Annotated in this window: 16 protein-coding genes; 7 read left to right on the top strand and 9 right to left on the bottom strand. The window is 68.9% G+C overall.

The window, feature by feature from the left end; translation table 11 throughout:
* Window positions 1-18: 18 nt before the first annotated feature.
* The 3 genes from AB0H49_RS06860 to AB0H49_RS06850 form a co-directional block, all read right to left on the bottom strand.
* Window positions 19-609, bottom strand: a complete 591-nt coding sequence (locus AB0H49_RS06860) for a DUF3558 domain-containing protein (protein ID WP_354999713.1) — start codon at window positions 607-609, stop codon at window positions 19-21.
* A 587-nt stretch (window positions 610-1,196) separates the two neighbouring features.
* Window positions 1,197-2,846, bottom strand: coding sequence for a hypothetical protein (locus AB0H49_RS06855; protein ID WP_357248127.1), 1,650 nt, complete (start codon window positions 2,844-2,846; stop codon window positions 1,197-1,199).
* On the bottom strand, window positions 2,843-3,169 hold the full coding sequence (locus AB0H49_RS06850) for a type VII secretion target (RefSeq protein ID WP_354999711.1): 327 nt from the start codon (window positions 3,167-3,169) through the stop codon (window positions 2,843-2,845). Before AB0H49_RS06850 ends, AB0H49_RS06855 begins: the two co-directional genes overlap by 4 nt.
* Window positions 3,170-3,421: 252 nt before the next feature.
* On the opposite strand from AB0H49_RS06850, the gene AB0H49_RS06845 reads away from it, so the two are divergent.
* The 5 genes from AB0H49_RS06845 (at window position 3,422) to AB0H49_RS06825 (ending at window position 9,899) form a co-directional block, all read left to right on the top strand.
* Window positions 3,422-4,426: an NAD-dependent epimerase/dehydratase family protein gene (locus tag AB0H49_RS06845; RefSeq protein ID WP_354999710.1), complete on the top strand. Its 1,005-nt coding sequence runs from the start codon at window positions 3,422-3,424 to the stop codon at window positions 4,424-4,426.
* Window positions 4,427-4,457: 31 nt separating this feature from the next.
* Window positions 4,458-5,480, top strand: coding sequence for an Rv2578c family radical SAM protein (locus tag AB0H49_RS06840; protein ID WP_357248123.1), 1,023 nt, complete (start codon window positions 4,458-4,460; stop codon window positions 5,478-5,480).
* Window positions 5,481-5,606: 126 nt separating this feature from the next.
* Window positions 5,607-7,568 carry a 2-oxoacid:acceptor oxidoreductase subunit alpha gene (locus AB0H49_RS06835; protein WP_357248121.1) on the top strand — a complete coding sequence of 654 codons (1,962 nt, stop codon included), beginning with the start codon at window positions 5,607-5,609 and terminating at the stop codon, window positions 7,566-7,568.
* On the top strand, window positions 7,568-8,647 hold the full coding sequence (locus tag AB0H49_RS06830; protein ID WP_357248118.1) for a 2-oxoacid:ferredoxin oxidoreductase subunit beta: 1,080 nt from the start codon (window positions 7,568-7,570) through the stop codon (window positions 8,645-8,647). The genes AB0H49_RS06835 and AB0H49_RS06830 overlap by 1 nt, the downstream gene beginning before the upstream one ends.
* A gap of 100 nt (window positions 8,648-8,747) precedes the next feature.
* On the top strand, window positions 8,748-9,899 hold the full coding sequence (locus AB0H49_RS06825) for an FIST N-terminal domain-containing protein (RefSeq protein WP_354999706.1): 1,152 nt from the start codon (window positions 8,748-8,750) through the stop codon (window positions 9,897-9,899).
* 168 nt (window positions 9,900-10,067) lie between these two features.
* Here AB0H49_RS06825 and AB0H49_RS06820 read toward each other — a convergent pair whose 3' ends face one another.
* The 3 genes from AB0H49_RS06820 to hisS form a co-directional block, all read right to left on the bottom strand.
* Window positions 10,068-11,075: a malate dehydrogenase gene (locus tag AB0H49_RS06820; RefSeq protein ID WP_357248115.1), complete on the bottom strand. Its 1,008-nt coding sequence runs from the start codon at window positions 11,073-11,075 to the stop codon at window positions 10,068-10,070.
* A gap of 163 nt (window positions 11,076-11,238) precedes the next feature.
* Entirely contained in the window at window positions 11,239-11,886 is a 648-nt protein-coding gene (locus AB0H49_RS06815; RefSeq protein WP_357248112.1) for a hypothetical protein, read from the bottom strand.
* Between the two features lie 126 nt (window positions 11,887-12,012).
* Window positions 12,013-13,293 carry a histidine--tRNA ligase gene (hisS, locus tag AB0H49_RS06810; protein ID WP_357248109.1) on the bottom strand — a complete coding sequence of 427 codons (1,281 nt, stop codon included), beginning with the start codon at window positions 13,291-13,293 and terminating at the stop codon, window positions 12,013-12,015.
* Window positions 13,294-13,432: 139 nt separating this feature from the next.
* Here hisS and AB0H49_RS06805 point away from each other — a divergent pair, with 139 nt between their 5' ends.
* Together AB0H49_RS06805 and AB0H49_RS06800 are read left to right on the top strand one after the other, a co-directional pair.
* On the top strand, window positions 13,433-14,302 hold the full coding sequence (locus AB0H49_RS06805; protein WP_354999702.1) for a peptidylprolyl isomerase: 870 nt from the start codon (window positions 13,433-13,435) through the stop codon (window positions 14,300-14,302).
* 414 nt (window positions 14,303-14,716) lie between these two features.
* Window positions 14,717-15,271, top strand: coding sequence for a hypothetical protein (locus tag AB0H49_RS06800; protein ID WP_354999701.1), 555 nt, complete (start codon window positions 14,717-14,719; stop codon window positions 15,269-15,271).
* Between the two features lie 59 nt (window positions 15,272-15,330).
* On the opposite strand, the gene AB0H49_RS06795 is transcribed toward AB0H49_RS06800, so the two are convergent.
* The 3 genes from AB0H49_RS06795 to AB0H49_RS06785 form a co-directional block, all read right to left on the bottom strand.
* The gene (locus AB0H49_RS06795) at window positions 15,331-15,693 is read right to left on the bottom strand and encodes a DUF4913 domain-containing protein (protein WP_354999700.1); all 363 of its coding nucleotides are present in this window, start codon (window positions 15,691-15,693) and stop codon (window positions 15,331-15,333) included.
* A gap of 248 nt (window positions 15,694-15,941) precedes the next feature.
* Window positions 15,942-17,786 (bottom strand): TraM recognition domain-containing protein, encoded by a 1,845-nt coding sequence (locus AB0H49_RS06790; protein WP_357248103.1) that lies wholly within the window; start codon window positions 17,784-17,786, stop codon window positions 15,942-15,944.
* Between the two features lie 40 nt (window positions 17,787-17,826).
* The gene (locus tag AB0H49_RS06785) at window positions 17,827-18,354 is read right to left on the bottom strand and encodes a hypothetical protein (protein ID WP_357248100.1); all 528 of its coding nucleotides are present in this window, start codon (window positions 18,352-18,354) and stop codon (window positions 17,827-17,829) included.
* Window positions 18,355-18,444 lie beyond the last annotated feature (90 nt).

The raw sequence follows: 18,444 nt of genomic DNA, 5'->3' as shown, positions 1-18,444 counted from the left end.
GATCGTAAGCAATTGGTCTCATGCGGCGGCCGGAATTGCCGGAACGATCTTCTCGGCCAGAGTACGCGCGAGGACGCAGGTGTCGAGGTGTCCCGTCTCACGGGTGACCGAAGGGTTCGTCAAGCTGACGTCTAGACTTCCACCCTTCATCTCTACGTTCACGACACACGATTCCTCCGGAGTAGCCTCGACTTGTCGCGTAGAGATTGCTCCACGACCGTTGATCGTGAATTCTTGTGCATCGCGGAAGTTCTCGTGTCGCACCATGTCGATCGTGAGGTTCGTAGTCGTGATCGTCGCCGCGTAGCCGTTCGATCGCAGGTACTTGCACCCACGCCATTTGATGCCATCTGCGGCATTCGAATCCGCTTCCCCCCGCGGCTTGAGTTTCTCCGAGTCCAGCACGCTTTGCGGAATATCCGTGCACGTGTTGAAACCTGACGGTACGTCCGCCGCAACTCCCGCCCCAGCATTGGTCGCAGTGGAACTCCCAGACGGCGTCGCATCCCCGTCCACCGACGATCCACACCCCACCAGCACGAACGCGGCCCCGAGAGCGAGAACCCCCACCCGCCACGCATTCGACTTGCTCGTCATCGGCACCTTCACCGCCGGACCCTCGGCGTCACGGGGTGGACCGGCTCCTCCGCCCCCAGCCAACTGCGGCTGAGACTACCACCGGCGCGCTAACACTCGCGAGATGCGGAAGCACCCAGCGCGGAACCGTTCCGATCAGGAGATCGGTTGCTGGAAGTCGCCACCCGCGACGGCTCTGGTGAACGCCACCCACTCGTCGGGCGAGAACGCTAGCGCACCGCCACGCGGGGTTCTTCGAATCGCGTACGCCCACCCGCTCATCAGCGAGGAACCGACTTCCGCGGCATCGACCGCTGGGCGCGCGCGAACCTTCCCGTTACGCACGGCGGGGCCTACCTGCACACCGAGGGACTGGGCGCGATCATCGATCGCCTCCCCCAACTCACCGCACACGCCCACAGCGCTCTCGCCGAGAACTCCGACTGGGACCTGTGGTTCGCCTGAGAGCGCCTCGGGGAGCTCGCCGTCGGTTACGAAGACCTCGCCACGGAACTCGTCGCGGGCCGCCGCAGGCCTCCCGACATCACCTGACGAAGACGAACAACGGCGCCCTCCCCCGAATCCGGAGAGGGCGCCGTCGCGAAACCCGTTGCGAATCCCTAGAACTGGTCCTGCTCGTAGTCCGAGCTGAGCAGTTCGTCGGTGTGCGTCGCACCGATGACGTCCGGCGTCGACTCACCGAGCGGTCCGGTGAGATCGTCGTTGCCGGTACGGCTCTGGTACGGCTGCACGTTGCGCGAGTGCTGGTCGTCGTCGGACTGGCGGGCTCCGGCCGCACCCGGCGCGCCACCGCCCATGAACGAGCTACCGGTGCCCGCGGGCGTCGTCGCCGCGCCGAGACCGGTCGGCAGCGTCGCGCCCGGCATGCCGATCGGACGGACGGCGGGCACCGCGGCGCCGGGCAGACCCGGTGTGCTCGGCACTCCGGAGTAGCCCGGTCCGGGGCCACCGCCACCGGGACCGGGGCCGCCCGGACGACCCAGCGGACCGAGCAGACCGCTCGGCGAGCCGGGCGTACTCGCGGCGCCGGTGGTGTTCAACGAGGACGGGATCGTCGAGGTCGACGTGTTGAGACCACTGCCGGGGCTGGTGCTGGCCGCCTGCGTCGCGGTCTCCTGCGCCTGCGCCAGCAGCGGCTCTCCGATGTTCTGCGCCGCCGCCTGCGCGACCTCCTGCGCCGAGGGCAGTCCACTCTGCCCGAGCAGCTGCCCGACGACACCGTTCAGCTCGGCGGTCTTGCCCGCCAGATCGCCGCGGGTCATGTTCACCACCGAGACGGCCTGCCCGAGATGCTCTGTCGCGCTGGCGATCAGCGCGGCCTGGCCGGGCGGGGTGAGGATGACCGGCGCCATCGCGGTCGCCTGGGTGGCGAAAGACCCTGCGATACCGAGCAATTGGGCGTTGCCCTGCTGGACCACGGCCGCGGCGCGCTGGGTGAGCTCGGAGATGTCGAAGCCGCGCTGGCTGGTCTCCTGCCCCTGCTGGTTGGCTTCCTGCCCGGCCGCCTGCGCCTGGCGCGAGGCCTGCCCCTCCCAGACCTGCTCGACGGTGGCGAGACTGCCCTTGCCGAGCTGCATCGCCGTCTCGATGATCTTCGAGGACTGGCTCAGAATCGCGGTCGGGTCGAGTGCGCCGAGCACGCCGGTGCCGAAGCTGCCGAGCAGATCCAGGATCGGCTTGAACAGCAGGTCGACGCCGGGCAGCGCCGGAATCTGCAGGCCGTTCATCAGCGCGCCGATCGGGTCGGCGGGCAACTCGGGCAGGGTCGGCAACTGCGGGGTCGCGGCCGCCGCGGGCGTCGCGGCGCCGGACGGGTTCCCGCCCAACGCGCCACCGAGCAGTCCGCTCGTCTGACCGATGAGGTTGTTCGCGGCGTCCTGCACCTGCGTGGCAGCGTGGCTGATCGCGGTGTTCGCACCGGCGAGCAGGCTTTCCACGTCCGTGGGCATTCCACCGAGGATGTCCTGGGCCTCCGGCGCGGGCGCGCCACCGAGGCCGGGCAGTCCGGCGGGCATGGCGCCGTGCGCGGGCGCGTCCTCGCTCACCCGCTGCGACAACACGAATTCCGGCGCCTCGATGGGCGCGATGTCCTCGGGCAGCTGCGGCAGCGGCAGATCGAGGAGGGCTTGATCGGTGGGAATCGCCATGGCGGCAGCCTGATTCGCGCCCGCCGCGGCGTGGTCGAGCGAGTCGAGAGCGGGCTCGGACGGGGCGATGAGGCCCGTGGGCGAGGAGTCCAACGGCTTCACGCTCCGCCTCCGATCTCGCCCGTCTGGACGTTCATCGCGGCCGCGTTGCCGGTGTCGGTGCCCTCGAAGAGCGAGGCGGCGTTGAACGCCTTGAACGACAGGTCGGCGTACTTGGCCGACAGGTCGTTGATGTCTTTGGCCTGCAGCACCTGCGCGGCCGCGAAGCTCAGCAGATAGTCGGCGCCGATCAGCCCGAAGACCGGCGTGAGTGCGGCCACCTGAGCCGGTCCGTCGAAACTTGCCGAGGAAACCTGCGCGGCGATCCCGGCGTTCTCCGTGGCGAATGCCCGGACCGCTTCGGTCTCCACCGAGAGATCACTCATCGAGTTGCCCCCCAATTCGTCGTGAACATCTGTGTCGTGCACATAGCGTTGTCGAACGTCTCCCTGCCCGAAACGACTGTGCCCCCGGACAGCTCGGCCGTCCGAACGGCGAAGCCGCTGCGGTTGGGCTCAATATAGCGGACGCTACCGGCAAGTTTCGAGACCGTAGCCGAGCGAAGCGGAACCGATCGCGCCACGACGAGCGGAACTGGAACGTGTTGCAAATTAGAACAAGTTCTATATTCTATCGCCATGAAGGTCGCAGTGACCGGCGCCGCCGGCTACCTTGGCACGAATCTGCTCCGCCTGCTCGTCGATCTGGGACACGAAGTCACCGCGATCGACCGAGTGGCCCCCGAGCGGTCGGCGCACCCGAACGTCACCTGGGTCGCGGGAAACGTGCTCGATCCCGCGTCGATGCGCGAGGCGTTGACGGGCGTCGACACCGTGTACCACCTGGTCGCCGTGGTCACTCTCGCCGAGAAGAACGACCTGGCGTGGAAGGTCAACACCGAGGGCGTGCGGGTGGTGGCCGAAGCCGCGCTCGAGGTCGGCGTCCGCCGGATGGTGCACGCGAGCTCCATCCACGCGTTCAACCAGTACAGCTGCGGCGGCCGCATCGACGAACGCACAGTCCGCTCCACCGACCCCGCGCTCCCGGTCTACGACCGCTCCAAGTGGGCGGGCGAGGTCGAGCTGCGCAAGGCCGTCGACAACGGCCTGGACGCCGTGCTCTGCAACCCGACGGGCGTGTTCGGACCCCTCGACTACAGCACCCCCCTTTCCCGGATCAATCTCGCACTGCGGGAAGCCGCCCTCGGCAGGGTGCCCGCGATGATCGGCGGCAGTTTCGACCTCGTCGACGTGCGCGACGTGGCGCAAGGCCTGATCCTGGCCGGCGAGAAGGGCCGGACCGGCGAGAACTACCTACTCGGCGGGTCGATGATCTCGATGCTCGATCTGTGCCGGATGGCCGCGGCACACGGCGGTAAGAAGGGACCGAGGTTCACCATTCCGCCCAAACTGGTCGGTGGCCTGATTCCGATCCTCGCGCCGATCGGCAAGATGCTCGGCACCGACATGCTGTCCAAGGCCGCGCTCGGCGCGCTGGTCTCCGCGCCGGTGGTCGACCACGGCAAGGCCGAACGCGAACTCGGCTACCGGCCGCGCCCCATCGACGACACCGTGCGCGATCTGGTCACCTTCTTCGCCGATACGACCGCGTTCGACGCGACGGAGACCCGCCGCATCGCTTGACACACCCTAGAACACATGTTCGACTGACTGGGTGCGGTGGCAGAACCAGACCCTGGACGCCGACGACGGCGCACTGCCCGGCTTGAGCCGGGCGGGGTTCGTTCGCACCGTACAGACACCGGAATTCGAGGGCATCACGTTCCACGAAGTGCTCTGCAAGAGCGCGCTGAACAAGATGCCCGAGAATTCGAATCTGCCCTTTCAATGGACGGTCAACCCGATGCGCGGGTGCTCGCACGCCTGCCGCTACTGCTTCGCCCGCCCCACCCACGAGTATCTGGACCTGGACGCGGGCCGTGATTTCGACGCGCAGATCGTGGTGAAGACCAACATCGCCGCGGTGTTGCGCAAGGAGCTCGGCCGCAAATCCTGGCATCGGGACCCGGTGGCGCTCGGCACCAACACCGATCCGTACCAGCGCGCCGAAGGCCGATATCGGTTGATGCCCGGCATCATTCGCGCGCTGACCGATTCCGGCACGCCGTTCTCCATCCTCACCAAGGGCACCTTGCTGCGCAGGGACCTGCCGCTGCTGACGCTGGCCGCCCGCGAGGTGCCGGTGAGCCTGGCCGTCTCCATCGCCATCCTCGACCAGGAACTGCACCGAGGCCTGGAGTCCGGGACGCCGTCGCCGCGCGCCCGGCTCGACATGGTGCGCGCGCTGACCGACGCGGGCTTCGCGGTGCACGTGATGGTCGCGCCGGTCATCCCGTACCTCACCGACAGCCGCGCGCATCTCGACGAACTGTTCGGCGCGATCGCGGCGGCGGGCGCGTCCTCGGCCGTCGCCTTCCCGATGCATCTGCGCGGCAGCACCCGCGGCTGGTTCCTCGGCTGGCTGGCCGAGGCGCACCCCGCCTTGCTACGCAAATACCGCCAGCTGTACGGCCGCGGCGCCTACGTCACGCCGGAGTATCCGGCCTGGCTCCGCGAGCGCGTGACGCCCCTGCTCGAGCGACACCGTCTGACCAGGAACGGCGACGCCATGGCCGCGCGGGTGCGCGCCGAGGACCCGCCGCGCGCCTCCGACACCCAGCTGGCGCTGTTCGCCTGATCCGCGACCCGCCCGACCTCGGGAAATCAATCCGCGGCGGACTGCGCGCTTCAGCGGCGATACCCGCCTGAGGCGGAGTAGGTTGGCCATGGCACCTCTCACTCGACGAGGAAGTGAAGCAGGCATATGGTTTCGCACCAAAACGATGTCGGCACAGCCAAACTGGAAAAGGTCGTCATTCGGTTCGCCGGGGACTCCGGCGACGGAATGCAGCTGACCGGCGACCGCTTCACCCACGAAGCGGCCGCGTTCGGCAACGACCTGGCCACCCAGCCGAACTTTCCCGCCGAGATCCGCGCGCCGCAGGGCACGCTACCCGGCGTCTCGTCCTTCCAGATCCAGATCGCCGACTACGACATCCTCACCGCGGGTGACCAGCCCGACGTGCTGGTGGCGATGAATCCGGCGGCGCTCAAGGCGAACCTCGAGGACCTGCCGCGCGGGGCGACCGTCATCGTGAACACCGACGAGTTCACCAAGCGCGCCCTCGCCAAGGTCGGCTACCCCACCGACCCGCTGGAGGACGGCTCGCTCACCGATTTCGTGGTGCACCAGGTGCCGATGACCTCGCTGACGCTCGCCGCCACCGAACCCGCCGAGGTCGGCAAGAAGGACGGCCAGCGCGCGAAGAACATGTTCGCGCTCGGCCTGCTGTCCTGGATGTACGGCAGGCCGATCGGCGGCACCGAACGCTTCCTGCGCGAGAAGTTCGCGGGCAAGCCCGACATCGCCGAGGCCAACGTGCTCGCCTTCCGCGCGGGCTGGAACTACGGCGAGACCACCGAAGCCTTCGCCACCACCTACGAGATCGCGCCCGCCACCCTCGCGCCGGGCACCTACCGCCAGATCACCGGCAACACCGCGCTGGCCTACGGACTGGTGACGGCGGGACAGCTGGCCGGGCTGCCGGTCTTCCTCGGCACCTATCCGATCACGCCCGCCTCCGACATCCTGCACGAGCTGAGCAAGCACAAGCACTTCGGCGTCACCACCTTCCAGGCCGAGGACGAGATCGCGGGCATCGGCGCGGCGCTCGGGGCCGCGCTGGGCGGCGCGCTCGGCGTCACCAGCACCTCCGGGCCCGGTCTCGCGCTGAAGAGCGAGACGATCGGTCTGGCGGTGATGACCGAGCTGCCGCTGGTGGTCGTCGACGTGCAGCGCGGCGGGCCCTCCACGGGTCTGCCGACCAAGACCGAGCAGGCGGACCTGTTGCAGGCGCTGCACGGCCGCAACGGCGAGTCCCCGGTGGCGGTGCTCGCGCCGCGCTCCCCCGCCGACTGCTTCGCCACCGCCGTGGAGGCGGCCAGGATCGCGCTCACCTATCGCACTCCCGTGCTGCTGCTCTCCGACGGCGCTATCGCCAATGGCTCGGAGCCGTGGGCGATTCCGAACGTCGCGGAACTGGCGCCCATCGATCCCGGCTTCGAACCCGACGCCGACGACGAGACCGGATTCCAGCCCTACGCCCGCGATCCGGAAACCTTGGCCCGGCCACTGGCCGTGCCGGGCACGAAGGGGCGCGCGCACCGCATCGGCGGACTGGAGAAGGCCGACGGCAGCGGCAACATCTCCTACGACCCGGCCAATCACGAGCTGATGGTCCGGCTGCGGCAGGCCAAGATCGACGGCATCGCGGTTCCCCGGCTCGAGGTCGACGACCCCGACGGGCGCGCCGAGCTGCTGCTGATCGGCTGGGGCAGTTCCTACGGTCCGATCGGCGAGGCCTGCCGTCGCGCCCGCCGCCGCGGCGTCCCGGTCGCCCAGGCGCACCTGCGGCATCTGAATCCGTTGCCGCCCGACCTCGGCGCGGTGCTGCGCCGCTATCGGACGGTGGTCGCGCCGGAGATGAACGGCGGCCAGCTGGCCATGCTGCTGCGCGCCAAGTACCTGGTGGACGTGCAGCCGTGGACGAAGATCGCCGGTACCGCCTTCTCGGCGCAGGAACTCGTCGGCGTCATCGACGCCGCGCTCGACGGCTCCATCGAGGACATGGAACAGGACAAGGCGTTCACCGCCCGTGCGCGGGCCACTTATCGGACACAGGACGCACGACGCGCGGCCACCGCCGAGCGGATCGGGGGCAACTGATGACCATCGTCGAAACCTCGCTCGTCGGAACGGATCTCGGCCTCTCCGGCGTGTCCGGAGTGCCCGGCGCGGACGGACCGCAGAAGGTCAAGGACTTCACCTCCGATCAGGAGGTCCGCTGGTGTCCCGGCTGCGGCGACTACGTCATCCTGGCGACCGTGCGCGGGTTCCTCGCCGAGCTCGGATTGCGCAGGGAGAACCTGATGTTCGTGTCGGGGATCGGCTGCTCCAGCCGCTTCCCGTACTACCTGGAGGCCTACGGCATCCACTCCATCCACGGCCGCGCGCCCGCCATCGCCACCGGTCTGGCCGTGACGCGCCCGGATCTCTCGGTCTGGGTCGTCACCGGCGACGGCGACGCGCTGTCCATCGGCGGCAACCACCTGATCCACGCGTTGCGCCGCAACGTGAACATGACGATCCTGCTGTTCAACAACCGCATCTACGGCCTGACCAAGGGCCAGTACTCGCCGACCTCGGAGCAGGGCAAGATCACCAAGTCCACGCCCATGGGCTCGGTCGACCACCCCTTCAACACCCTCTCGCTCGCGCTGGGAGCCGAGGCCACCTTCGCCGCCCGCGCCATCGACTCCGACCGCGCGGGACTCACCGAGGTGCTGCGCGCCGCCGCCGAACACCGCGGCACGTCCTTTGTCGAGATCCTGCAGGACTGCCCGATCTTCAACGACGGCTCCTTCGACGTTTTGCGCCGCGGCGACGCCGAATCGCGACTGATCCCGCTGCACCACGGACAGCCGCTGCGTTTCGGCGCCGAAGGCGAATACGCCGTCGTGCGAAGCGGTTTCGGCCTGCGTGTGGTCCGCGCGGCGGAGGTCGAGGAGGCCGACATCGTCGTGCACGACGCCTACACAGACGACCCGGAATACGCCTACGCCCTCTCCCGCCTGTCCGACCAGGACCTGGGCCATGTAGTCACCGGTATCTTCCGCAACGCCACTCGCCCCACTTACGACGACGCCGTGCGCGCCCAGAACACCGCCGCCGCCGACCGCAACCCCCTCACCCCCGACTCCCTCCAGACCCTCCTCACCGGCCCGGAAACCTGGACCGTCGCCTGACCCTCGCGCCACCTCCGCACGCTTCGCAGCGGCTGCGACCCTTGCGAAGCAGATAGCTGTGTGAGGTGTCCCTGCGATCACCGCGCCCTACGATGGATTTGTGCGGATCGCGGTCGGACTCTCCACCGCGCCCGACGCCAAGGACGCCGGCGCGGAGGCTGCCCTGCGTGCGCGCGACCGGCTCGCGGGTGCGTCGCCCTCGCTCGCGGTGCTCCTCGCGTCGCGGGCACACAGGCATGAGGCTTCCGCCGTGCTCGACGGCGTCCATCAAGCGGTCCGCGTGCCCGCGCTCGTCGGATGCGTGGCGCACGCGATCGTGGCCGGGCGGCGCGAGCTCGAGGACGAACCCGCGGTGGCGGTGTGGCTGGCGTCCGGTGCGCCCGCCGAGACGTTCGAACTGGACTTCGTCCCGACGACCTCGGGCGGGCTGCTCGCCGGCTATCGCTTCGACCGCACCGCGCACGATTTCCACCTGTTGCTGCCCGACCCCTTCACCTTCCCGGCCGAAGCGCTGCTCGAGCACATGAACTCCGATATGCCCGGCACCGTCGTGATGGGCGGGCTCGTGAGCGGCGGCCCACGTCCCGGCGGGAGCAGGCTGTTCCGCGACCACGAGGTGGTGTCCTCGGGTGCGGTCGGCGTGCGACTTCCCGGGCTGTGCGGTGTGCCGGTCGTGTCGCAGGGCTGCCGCCCGATCGGACAGCCCTACATCGTCACCGAGGCGAGTGGCGCGGTGATCACCGAACTCGGCGGCCGATCGCCGATCTGGCGGCTGCGCGAGATCGTCGACGCGCTACCGCCCGATCAGCAGGAGTTGGTGGCGCGTGGCGTACAGATCGGCATCGTGGTCGACGAGCACTTGGCCACCCCGGGGCAGGGCGATTTCCTGATCCGCGGACTGCTCGGCGCCGACCCGGCGAGCGGTGCGATCGAAATCGGTGAGGAAGTCGAGGTCGGCACGACCGTGCAGTTCCAGGTCCGCGACGCGGACGTGGCCGACCGGGATCTGCGCGCCGCACTCGCGCAGGCCCGCGCGGCGCTCCCCGGCCGCCCCGCGGGCGCCCTGCTGTTCACCTGCAACGGACGCGGCAGGCGAATGTTCGGGGTCGCGGATCACGACGCCACCGCCATCGAGGACATCCTCGGCGACATTCCGCTCGCGGGCTTCTTCGCCGCGGGCGAGATCGGCCCCGTCGCGGGCCGCAACGCACTGCACGGGTTCACCGCGTCGATGGCGCTGTTCGGCGAGTGAGCGTCACCGTGCAGCGCCCTCCGCCGCGGCACGACAAGCTGGATCGTCGCCTGACCTCGCGGAGATCGCACCCGCCTCGCGGGGTTGCGTCCCATGTTCGCCGCGAGGCGGGTGGATGACCTGCGAAGTCCGGCGATCGCCTCGTCGGTCCGGCGCTCGGCGGCCGGATCAGCCGCGCTTGGCGAAACCGAGGTCGACGACGGCCTCGCGTTCCTGTTCCAGTTCGGTGACCGTGGCGGTGAGGCGGGCGCGGGAGAACTCGTCGAGCGAGAGGTCCGGGACGATGGTGTAGCCGCCGTCGGCGCAGGTCACCGGGAACGAGCTGATAAGGCCCTCGGGGACGCCGTAGGAGCCGTCGGACGGGACAGCCATCGAGGTCCAGTCGCCCGCGGGGGTGCCGAGGACCCAGTCGTGGATGTGGTCGATGGCGGCGCTGGCCGCGCTGGCGGCCGAGGACGCGCCACGGGCCTGGATGATGGCGGTGCCGCGCTGCTGCACGGTGGGGATGAAATCGTCGCGCAGCCAGGCGGCGTCGACCAGGTCGAGGGCTGGGCGGCCCGCGACGGTGGCGTGGCCGATGTCGGGGTACTGGGTGGCGGAGTGGTTGCCCCAGATCGTCACGCGGGCGATGTCGGCGGCGGGTGCGCCGGTCTTCTTGGCCAGCTGGGCGATGGCGCGGTTGTGGTCGAGGCGGGTCATCGCGGTGAAACGCTCGGCGGGCACGTCCGGGGCGTTGCTCATGGCGATGAACGCGTTGGTGTTGGCCGGGTTGCCGACGACGAGCACCTTGACGTCGTCGGCGGCGCTGGCGTTGATGGCCTGTCCCTGCTCGGTGAAGATCGGGCCGTTGGCTGCCAGCAGATCGGAACGCTCCATGCCCGCCGTCCGCGGGCGCGCGCCGACCAGCAGCGCGATGTTGGCGCCCGCGAAGCCGACCCACGGATCGTCGCTGATGTCGATGGAGTCCAGCAGCGGAAACGCACCGTCCTCGAGTTCCATCGCCACGCCCTCCAGGGAGGCGACCGCCGCGGGGATCTCGAGTAGCCGCAGCCGCACGGGAGTCTCCGGTCCGAGCATCGCGCCGGAGGCGATACGGAACAGCAGACCGTAGGCGATCTGCCCGGCTCCGCCGGTCACGGCAACGGTCACGGGCGTGTTCCGAGCGGCGGTGCTCACGCGAACTCCTTGCGTCGAACGGATACTCAGGCCCAACCCTACTCAGCCTCACGGCGGTCGAAACGCGCCCGTGAGCAACGCCTCACGCCCCACACAGCCCGTGTACGCCGCACATAGGCACCGCCTGTGTGGGGCGTACACGGAGCGTGTGGGAACGGATGGATCAGCCGAGTTCGGCGATCTCGCGGTCGCTGAGCACGACCGGCGAGACGTAGTCCTTGGCGCGGGCCAGTTGCACGGCGCGGTAGAGGGGGCGCTCCTCCAGGCGAGCGTCGCGCGCTTCGGCGCGCAACTGGTGCACGAGCAGCGCCGAGACCGCGACCGCGGCGGCCAGGTGGCTGGCCGCGAGTGCGTCGGCGAGCTTGCGCAGCCCGAGCAGGTGCAGCTCCCGTCCGCTGCCCGCGTCGGTGTACATGGCGAGCGGGATCAGCTGGACGTCCGGGCCCGCGGTGACGCGCAGCGCGATGCGGCTCAGCCGCGCGGGAAAGACCAGGAGCTCGACGCCGGTGGCCGCCGTGACCTCGACTCGCCGCTCGCCGAACACCCGGCGGGCGTGGATGGTGGTACCCGTCACCCACATCCGGCGGCGCCGCAGCGCCAAGGCGTAGCCCACGGTGGGCAGGCCGACGACCAGACCGATGGCGACCGCGATCGGCCACTCGACGACGGTCGCCGCGAGCAGCGCCGCGCCGATCCCGACGCCGGCCGCCGCCAGCGCCAGCCTGCGCAGCATCGGCTCGTACATCTCGGGTGCGACGAGATCGAGTCCGACCGGCGGAACCGGTTCCGGCTGACCAGGATTCGCGTCCACTCTCCACCTCTCCGCAAGGTCACCGCACCGGCGGTGCGCAGACACGGTACCGCGCGCGTATCCGAGGAGTACGGCGTTGGGCGGGGCACGGGGCTTTCGTCCCCGCGCCCTGCCCGCCGAGCCGGGTCAGTGCCCCGCGATCAGCGCCTCGCGCAGGACGCCGACGACCTCGCTGAGCGGCACGTGCCGCTGGTCGCCGGTCGCCATGTCCTTCACGGCGATGCTGTTCTCGGCCAGGTCGCGGTCGCCGAGCACCACGGTGAACTTCGCGCCGGAGCGGTCGGCCGCCTTCATCGCGCCCTTGACGCCGCGCCCGCCGTAGGCGAGGTCGACGCGGATGCCCGCGCCGCGCAGCTGCGCCGCGAGCACGACGAGGCGCTGCTTGGCCGCGTCGCCCAGCGGCACGCCGAACACCTCGCAGCGTGACGGAACGGCCGCCGACTTGCCCTCGGCTTCCAGCGCGAGCACGGTGCGGTCGACGCCGAGACCGAAGCCGATGCCCGACAGCGGCTGGCCGCCGAGTTCGGCCATCAGCCCGTCGTAGCGGCCGCCGCCGCCGATGCCGGACTGCGCGCCCAGCTGGTCGTGCACGAACTCGAAGGTGGTCTTGGTGTAGTAATCCAAGCCGCGCACCATCCGCGGGTTCAGCACATAGGGCACGCCGAGCGCGTCGAGGTGGCCGAGGACCTGCTCGAAGTGCGTCTTGGCGCTCTCGGAGAGGTGGTCGATCATCAACGGAGCGTCGGCGGTGAGCTCGCGGACCTCGGGACGCTTGTCGTCCAGCACGCGCAGCGGGTTGATCTGCGCCCTGCGTTTGGTCTCCTCGTCCAGCGGCAGGCCGAACAGGAAGTCCTGCAACAGCTCGCGGTACTGCGGACGGCAAGTCTCGTCGCCGAGCGAGGTGATTTCCAGCCGGAACCCGTCCAGACCGAGGCCGCGGTAGCCCGCGTCGGCGATCGCGATGACCTCGGCGTCCAGCGCCGGGTCGTCCACGCCGATCGCCTCGACGCCGACCTGCTGCAACTGCCGGTAGCGACCGGCCTGCGGGCGTTCGTAGCGGAAGAACGGCCCCGCGTAGCACAGTTTGAGCGGCAGCTGACCGCTCTTGTCCAAGCCGTGCTCGATCACGGCGCGCATCACGCCCGCTGTGCCCTCGGGGCGCAGGGTGAAGCTCTCGCCCTTGCGGTCGGCGAAGGTCCACATCTCCTTGCTGACCACGTCGGTGGACTCGCCGACGCCGCGCGCGAACAGCGCGGTCTGCTCGAACACCGGCAGCTCGATGTGCCCGTACCCGGCCAGTCGGGCCGCATGCACGAGGCCGTCGCGCACGGCGACGAACTCGGCGGAGCCGGGAGGCACGTAGTCCGGTACCCCCCGCGGGGCGGAGAAGCTGCTGGTCTTGGTCACGATGGTCCAGTTTCCACCACCACCGCCCGTCAAGTCCAACCGGTTTGCCTCCGACCCGTACGAGGAACTGCCGAGCGGTCTCAGGAAGAGATGGCACACTCTTACCTCGGAAGCAAGCCGACACGGGAGGAACGTGGTAGTGCCGAGCAACGAACAGCGACGAGCAGCGGCCAAGCGCAAGCTCGAGCGCCAATTGGCCAACCGGGCCGAACGCGCGCGCCGACGCAAGCAACTGACCATCGCCGGATCCGTGCTCGGTGTGGTCGTCGCGGTCGCGGCCGTCACCGGCGTCTACTTCCTCACCAAGGGCGAGGACAACCAGAACAGCGCCTCCGAGACGAAGGACGCGTCGCTGTCCGCCGCCGCGCCACCCAACGCCAAGGCCAAGCCCGAGCTGGTCGACTGCACCTACCGCGACGGCGCCAAGCCCGCCGACAAGCCGGTGCAGAAGCCGTCCAAGGCGCAGGGCATCCCCACCACCGGCGGGGACGCCAAGGTCAGCGTGAGCATGGACACCAATCAGGGCCCGATCGGCCTGACCCTGAACAACGCCGGATCCCCCTGCACCGTCAACAGCTTCGTGAGTCTGGCCACCCAGAACTACTTCGACGGCACCGACTGCCACCGGATGACCGCGGACGAGAGCCTGAAGGTGCTCCAGTGCGGCGATCCGACCGGCACCGGAATGGGCGGTCCCGGTTACGAATTCGACAACGAGTACCCGACCGATCAGTACGCCGAGGGCGACCCGAGCAGCCAGATGCCGATCGACTACAAGCGCGGCACGCTGGCCATGGCCAACGCGGGCCCCGGCACCAACGGCAGCCAGTTCTTCATCGTCTACGGCGACTCACAGCTGCCGCCGCAGTACACCATTTTCGGCACGGTGGACGAGAACAGCATGGCGACGCTGGACAAGATCGCGCAGATCGGCCAGGACAACTCCAACGGTCCCGGCGACGGCAAGCCCAGCGCCCCGGTGACCATCCAGTCGGTTCAGCTGGACTGAATCTCCGGCAACTTCTTCGGGCCCGGCGCCGTCCCCGGCGGCCGGGCCCGAGCCTTGTGCGCTACGACAACTGAGGGTAGGCGAGCCTAATTATCCGGCGGCACAGGACATGTGCCGTAACTACTCCGGCGCTTCGCTGCGCGTGTCGGAATTGTGCGATATATGCTGTTACCGGCACGTCCGTACGGTTGTGCCACGCGTTTCTCGGGTAATCTCGAAACAAGGAGTTCGCGTAGCGTAGCCATCCCTAAAATGGGCGATCCCCAGCCACAAGGGATGCCGACGACACGAGTCCTCCTGGTGTCCACGTTTGCAGGCGGGGCACCCGCCGACGGGCTACAGTTCCGCGTGGCGGTGTCCGTGACGAAGCACCACAATCATCCATAGTGATCACTGCAGCATCGGGGAGCAGCCATGTCCGAGGAACTGGACGACATCGGCCGGGAAACCGCGGCCATGATGAAGAGTATGTTGCAGCTGGCGACCCTGGTCGCACTGCGCACCCGTGAGCGTGGTCAGAAGGAAGCCGAGGCGCGCGCCAAGATCACCGAGGCCCGCGTGAAAGAGGCTCGCGAACTCCAGATTCGGGAGGCTCGCGACGCCAAGGCCAAGGACCCGCGCAACCTCGAGCTCGCGCGCATGGTGGAGAAAGCGGCTCCGGCCAAAGGCATTTCACTGGAGAAGGATCGTTTCTCCGCGCAGGCCGAAGCCACTCGTATGGCGGCCACCGCGTCCGCCGCGAAACAACCGGTCGTTCGGTACGATTCGGCCGAGCGGCGCATGGCGATCGCGGCGCATCTCTCGCGCATCGGCGTCGCACCGGAGTTGGCGGCGGTCCGCATGCTCATCGAGGTAGGGCAGGGACAACCGCCGGAGGAAGCGGTCCGAGCCCGCACCGAGGAGAACCGCTCCGTCGCGGCGCGCGGTCGCGAGCCGGACGCCCGCGGTCTCGAACGCACCAGGCAGTAATCCGCCCGGAAAACTGAATCATCAAGAACGCCCGCTGATTTCAGCGGGCGTCTTGGTTTCTAGACCCGGAAGTCGCCGACCGTCGGATCGCCGAACATGCCTTGCGCGGGCGACTTCAGCGGCAGCGGGCTCAGCATGTCCTTGTGCCCGTTGCGCACACTGCAGTACTTGAACGGCCCGCGCGGGTCGAACAGCTTGGTCATGTGCGGGTCGGCGTGGTCGAGGAACCAGATACTCAGGCCGGTACTCGGTTCCATGCGGTAGTGCTCCCAGGCGCGCCACAGCGCATCCAGTCGCGCCACCGCCTCGGCGTGCTTCCACCATTCGGGGCACCACACCGTTTCGCTGATATCGGTCACCTGCCGCCGGTAGACCAGACTCAGGTAGTTCTCGACGAATTCGACGACGTTGGTGTAAATCATTTGCTGCTGCTGTTCGGTCACGACTCCGCCTCGCTGTCGCTCGGCTCCGTCGCGACCGGAGGTGCTGTGTACATGGTTCGCTCGCTACGCTCCCTCACGACTCCGCCTCACTGACACTCGGCTCCGTCGCGACCGGAGGTGCTGTGTACATGGTTCGCTCGCTACGCTCCCTCACGACTCCGCCTCACTGACACTCGGCTCCGCCGCGACCGGAGGTGCTGTGTACATGGTTCGCTCGCTACGCGTGCTCACAGGGGCCGAACCTCCTCGACTTGCCCGGCGTCGGGTTGTTGCGGTGGGACCTTGGTCAGCGAAGGCGAGCCGATCAGGTCGGTGATCTCGGTCTTGCGTTGCGGATCGTGCTGCGCGATCGACTTCTTCACGTCCGCAGCGTACTCGCCCTCCCACCACGGAACCGTTCGGATGAGCACCGCGGGCTGACCCGAGGTGAAGACGATCGCGCGGCCACGTGGCAGCGTGGCGAGCGCATTGACGTTGAACGTCCTCGACGAACCCAGTGATCGCGAATAACTCTTGCTGCCTTTGGATTCCGAGACCGAACCGGAGATGGAGTCGTAATCGCCGATCGCCTCGGATCGATCGCGCAGGAAGTTCATGTCGTCGACGCCGCTGCCGAGCACCTTGATGTTGGCCGCCGACCACAGCGCGAGCATGCCCGCGTCGCCCCAGCATCGCGCGCCCTGCGCCCAGGACTGCAACACCGTCATCACGACGATGCCACGCGAACCGAAGTGGCTGTACTGCTTCGGCAGATCCTTCCAGCGCACCACATTGGCGGCCTCGTCCAGCACCGCGAGCAGCGGGATGGGCAGGCGACCGCCGCGCGAGCGAGACGCCTTGCGCATTGCCACGTCGATCACGGCCTCGGTCAGGGCGCTCACCAGCGGGGCCGCCGAACCGCGCCCTTCCAGCGAGAGGCAGTACAGTGTGCCGTTGCGCTCGATGAACTCGAGCTCGTCGAACTGCCTGCGGGTCTGGCCGGTGCTCGGATCGGCGCCGGGCAGGATCCAATCGTGCACGTTGGACAGCTGCAGACAGCGCACCATCTTCTTGGCGGTGCCGAAAATGCCGCTGCGGGTACGGGGATCGGCGTTGTACTGCATCGCGAGGCCGGAGGCCATGTAGTGGTGGCGGGCGTTGCGCAGCAACTCGATCGGCTCGGTGTCGACCGGGTTGGTGACCCAGTCCCAGACCTGCACGATCGGCCGCTGCCCGACCGCCGCGGCGAGGAACAGCGCGGCGAGCAGATCCTCGGCCTCGGGATCGAAGAACTCGTCCGACTTGGACTCGGTGCCGTTGTCGGCGTCGGCGAAGTGCCCGGCCAGTCGCTGCGCGCGCATCTCACAGCCCTCGTGCCGCGCGTCGACCCAGTCCAACGGGTTCCAGTACCAGCTGGGACTCTCGTCGGCGACGCCCTGCGGATCGAACACGAACGTGGGGCTGCCCTTGGACTCTCGCACGTCGCGGGTCGCGTCGACGACGTCGCGCTTGTTCGAGGTGGACAGCACCGGACCGATGGCGGACAGGATCGCCGGGATGACCCGTGAAGTCGACTTGCCTTGGCGCGGACCCCAGATGTCCAGGTGCAGATCCTCGTAGGAGCCGTACAACATGACACCGTCCGCGACGCCGACGCCGATCGGCACGCCGGGCGCGTCGTCGTAGCCGAGGTTCATCCCGAGCTGTTCGGCCTTCTCCCGCACGCCCGCCTCGGTGAGCGCGCGGATCGCGCCACCCGATCCCATGTGCTGCGCCTTCTCGTCCACCGGCAGCGCGCCTTTGGTCTTGCGCTTGGTCATCTGCTTGCGCACCACCAGGTAGGCGACGGCGCACGACACCACGAGCAGCAGGATCACCGTCGCGCCGGTCGGCCAGGTGTACTTGCGGCGCGCCAGCCCGGCGACGATCTCGATCGGGTTCATCGGCAGGTTCTGCGGCTCGGCCGCCATCGCGTTGCCGAGATGCAGCGCCAGTAAAAGCGTTCCGATTACCACGGCACCGGCGTAGACCGATAACAGGCCGAGATCGGGACCGGGTATCGCCGGATCCGTCACCTTCTTCTTCTTTGCCATGTCTGTCTCCTCGAATCGCCGTGCGGTCGAAAGCGTGTGGTCAGCGGAACGCGTCGAGCCGCCAGCCGTCGGGCGTGCGCACCACGGTGGCGATCACCGTCGCGGGCGCCAGCGGTTCCTTGCGCCCGTTCGGGTAGACGACGGTCTGCTCGATGCCGATCTTGAACTGCGCCAGGTCCGGATCGGGCCCCGGCGGCGGCCGGTCCCCCGAAGCGAAGGTGAACGCCTCGACGGTGGCCTTCGCCTTGGCCCAGTCCGACCACTGCAGCGAGGGCTTGGGCGTCCCGGTGACCGACGGCTCGCCGTCCAACATTCGTATCATGCTGGGCCCCAGCCATTTTCGCGCCCGAGCCAGCGAATCGCCCGGCGCCTCGCTCGCGGGCCGCCAGGTGTAGATCTCGCGCAGCGCCGCCACCGCGACACCGTCCGGCGTCACCGGATCCGGCGCGGGAACGTTCTCGAGCAGTCTGGTCGTGGACGTGGCGGGCTGCGGCGCACCGGAACCCGATTCGCCGGTCTGGTCACGCCCGCAGGCCGCGATCGTCATCGCCACGCTCACCACCAGCATCACCACCAGTTTCGCGCGTGCAGTTGCTCTGTCTTTCAAGGCTAACCGCCCGGACCGACACGGTGGTGGTCCGATCAGCACTCGCGCCTC

The sequence above is a fragment of the Nocardia sp. NPDC050713 genome, from assembly GCF_040654315.1.
Classification (GTDB): domain Bacteria; phylum Actinomycetota; class Actinomycetes; order Mycobacteriales; family Mycobacteriaceae; genus Nocardia.
Note: the sequence above shows the minus strand (reverse complement) of the source record. Positions and strands in the feature narration are given on the sequence as shown.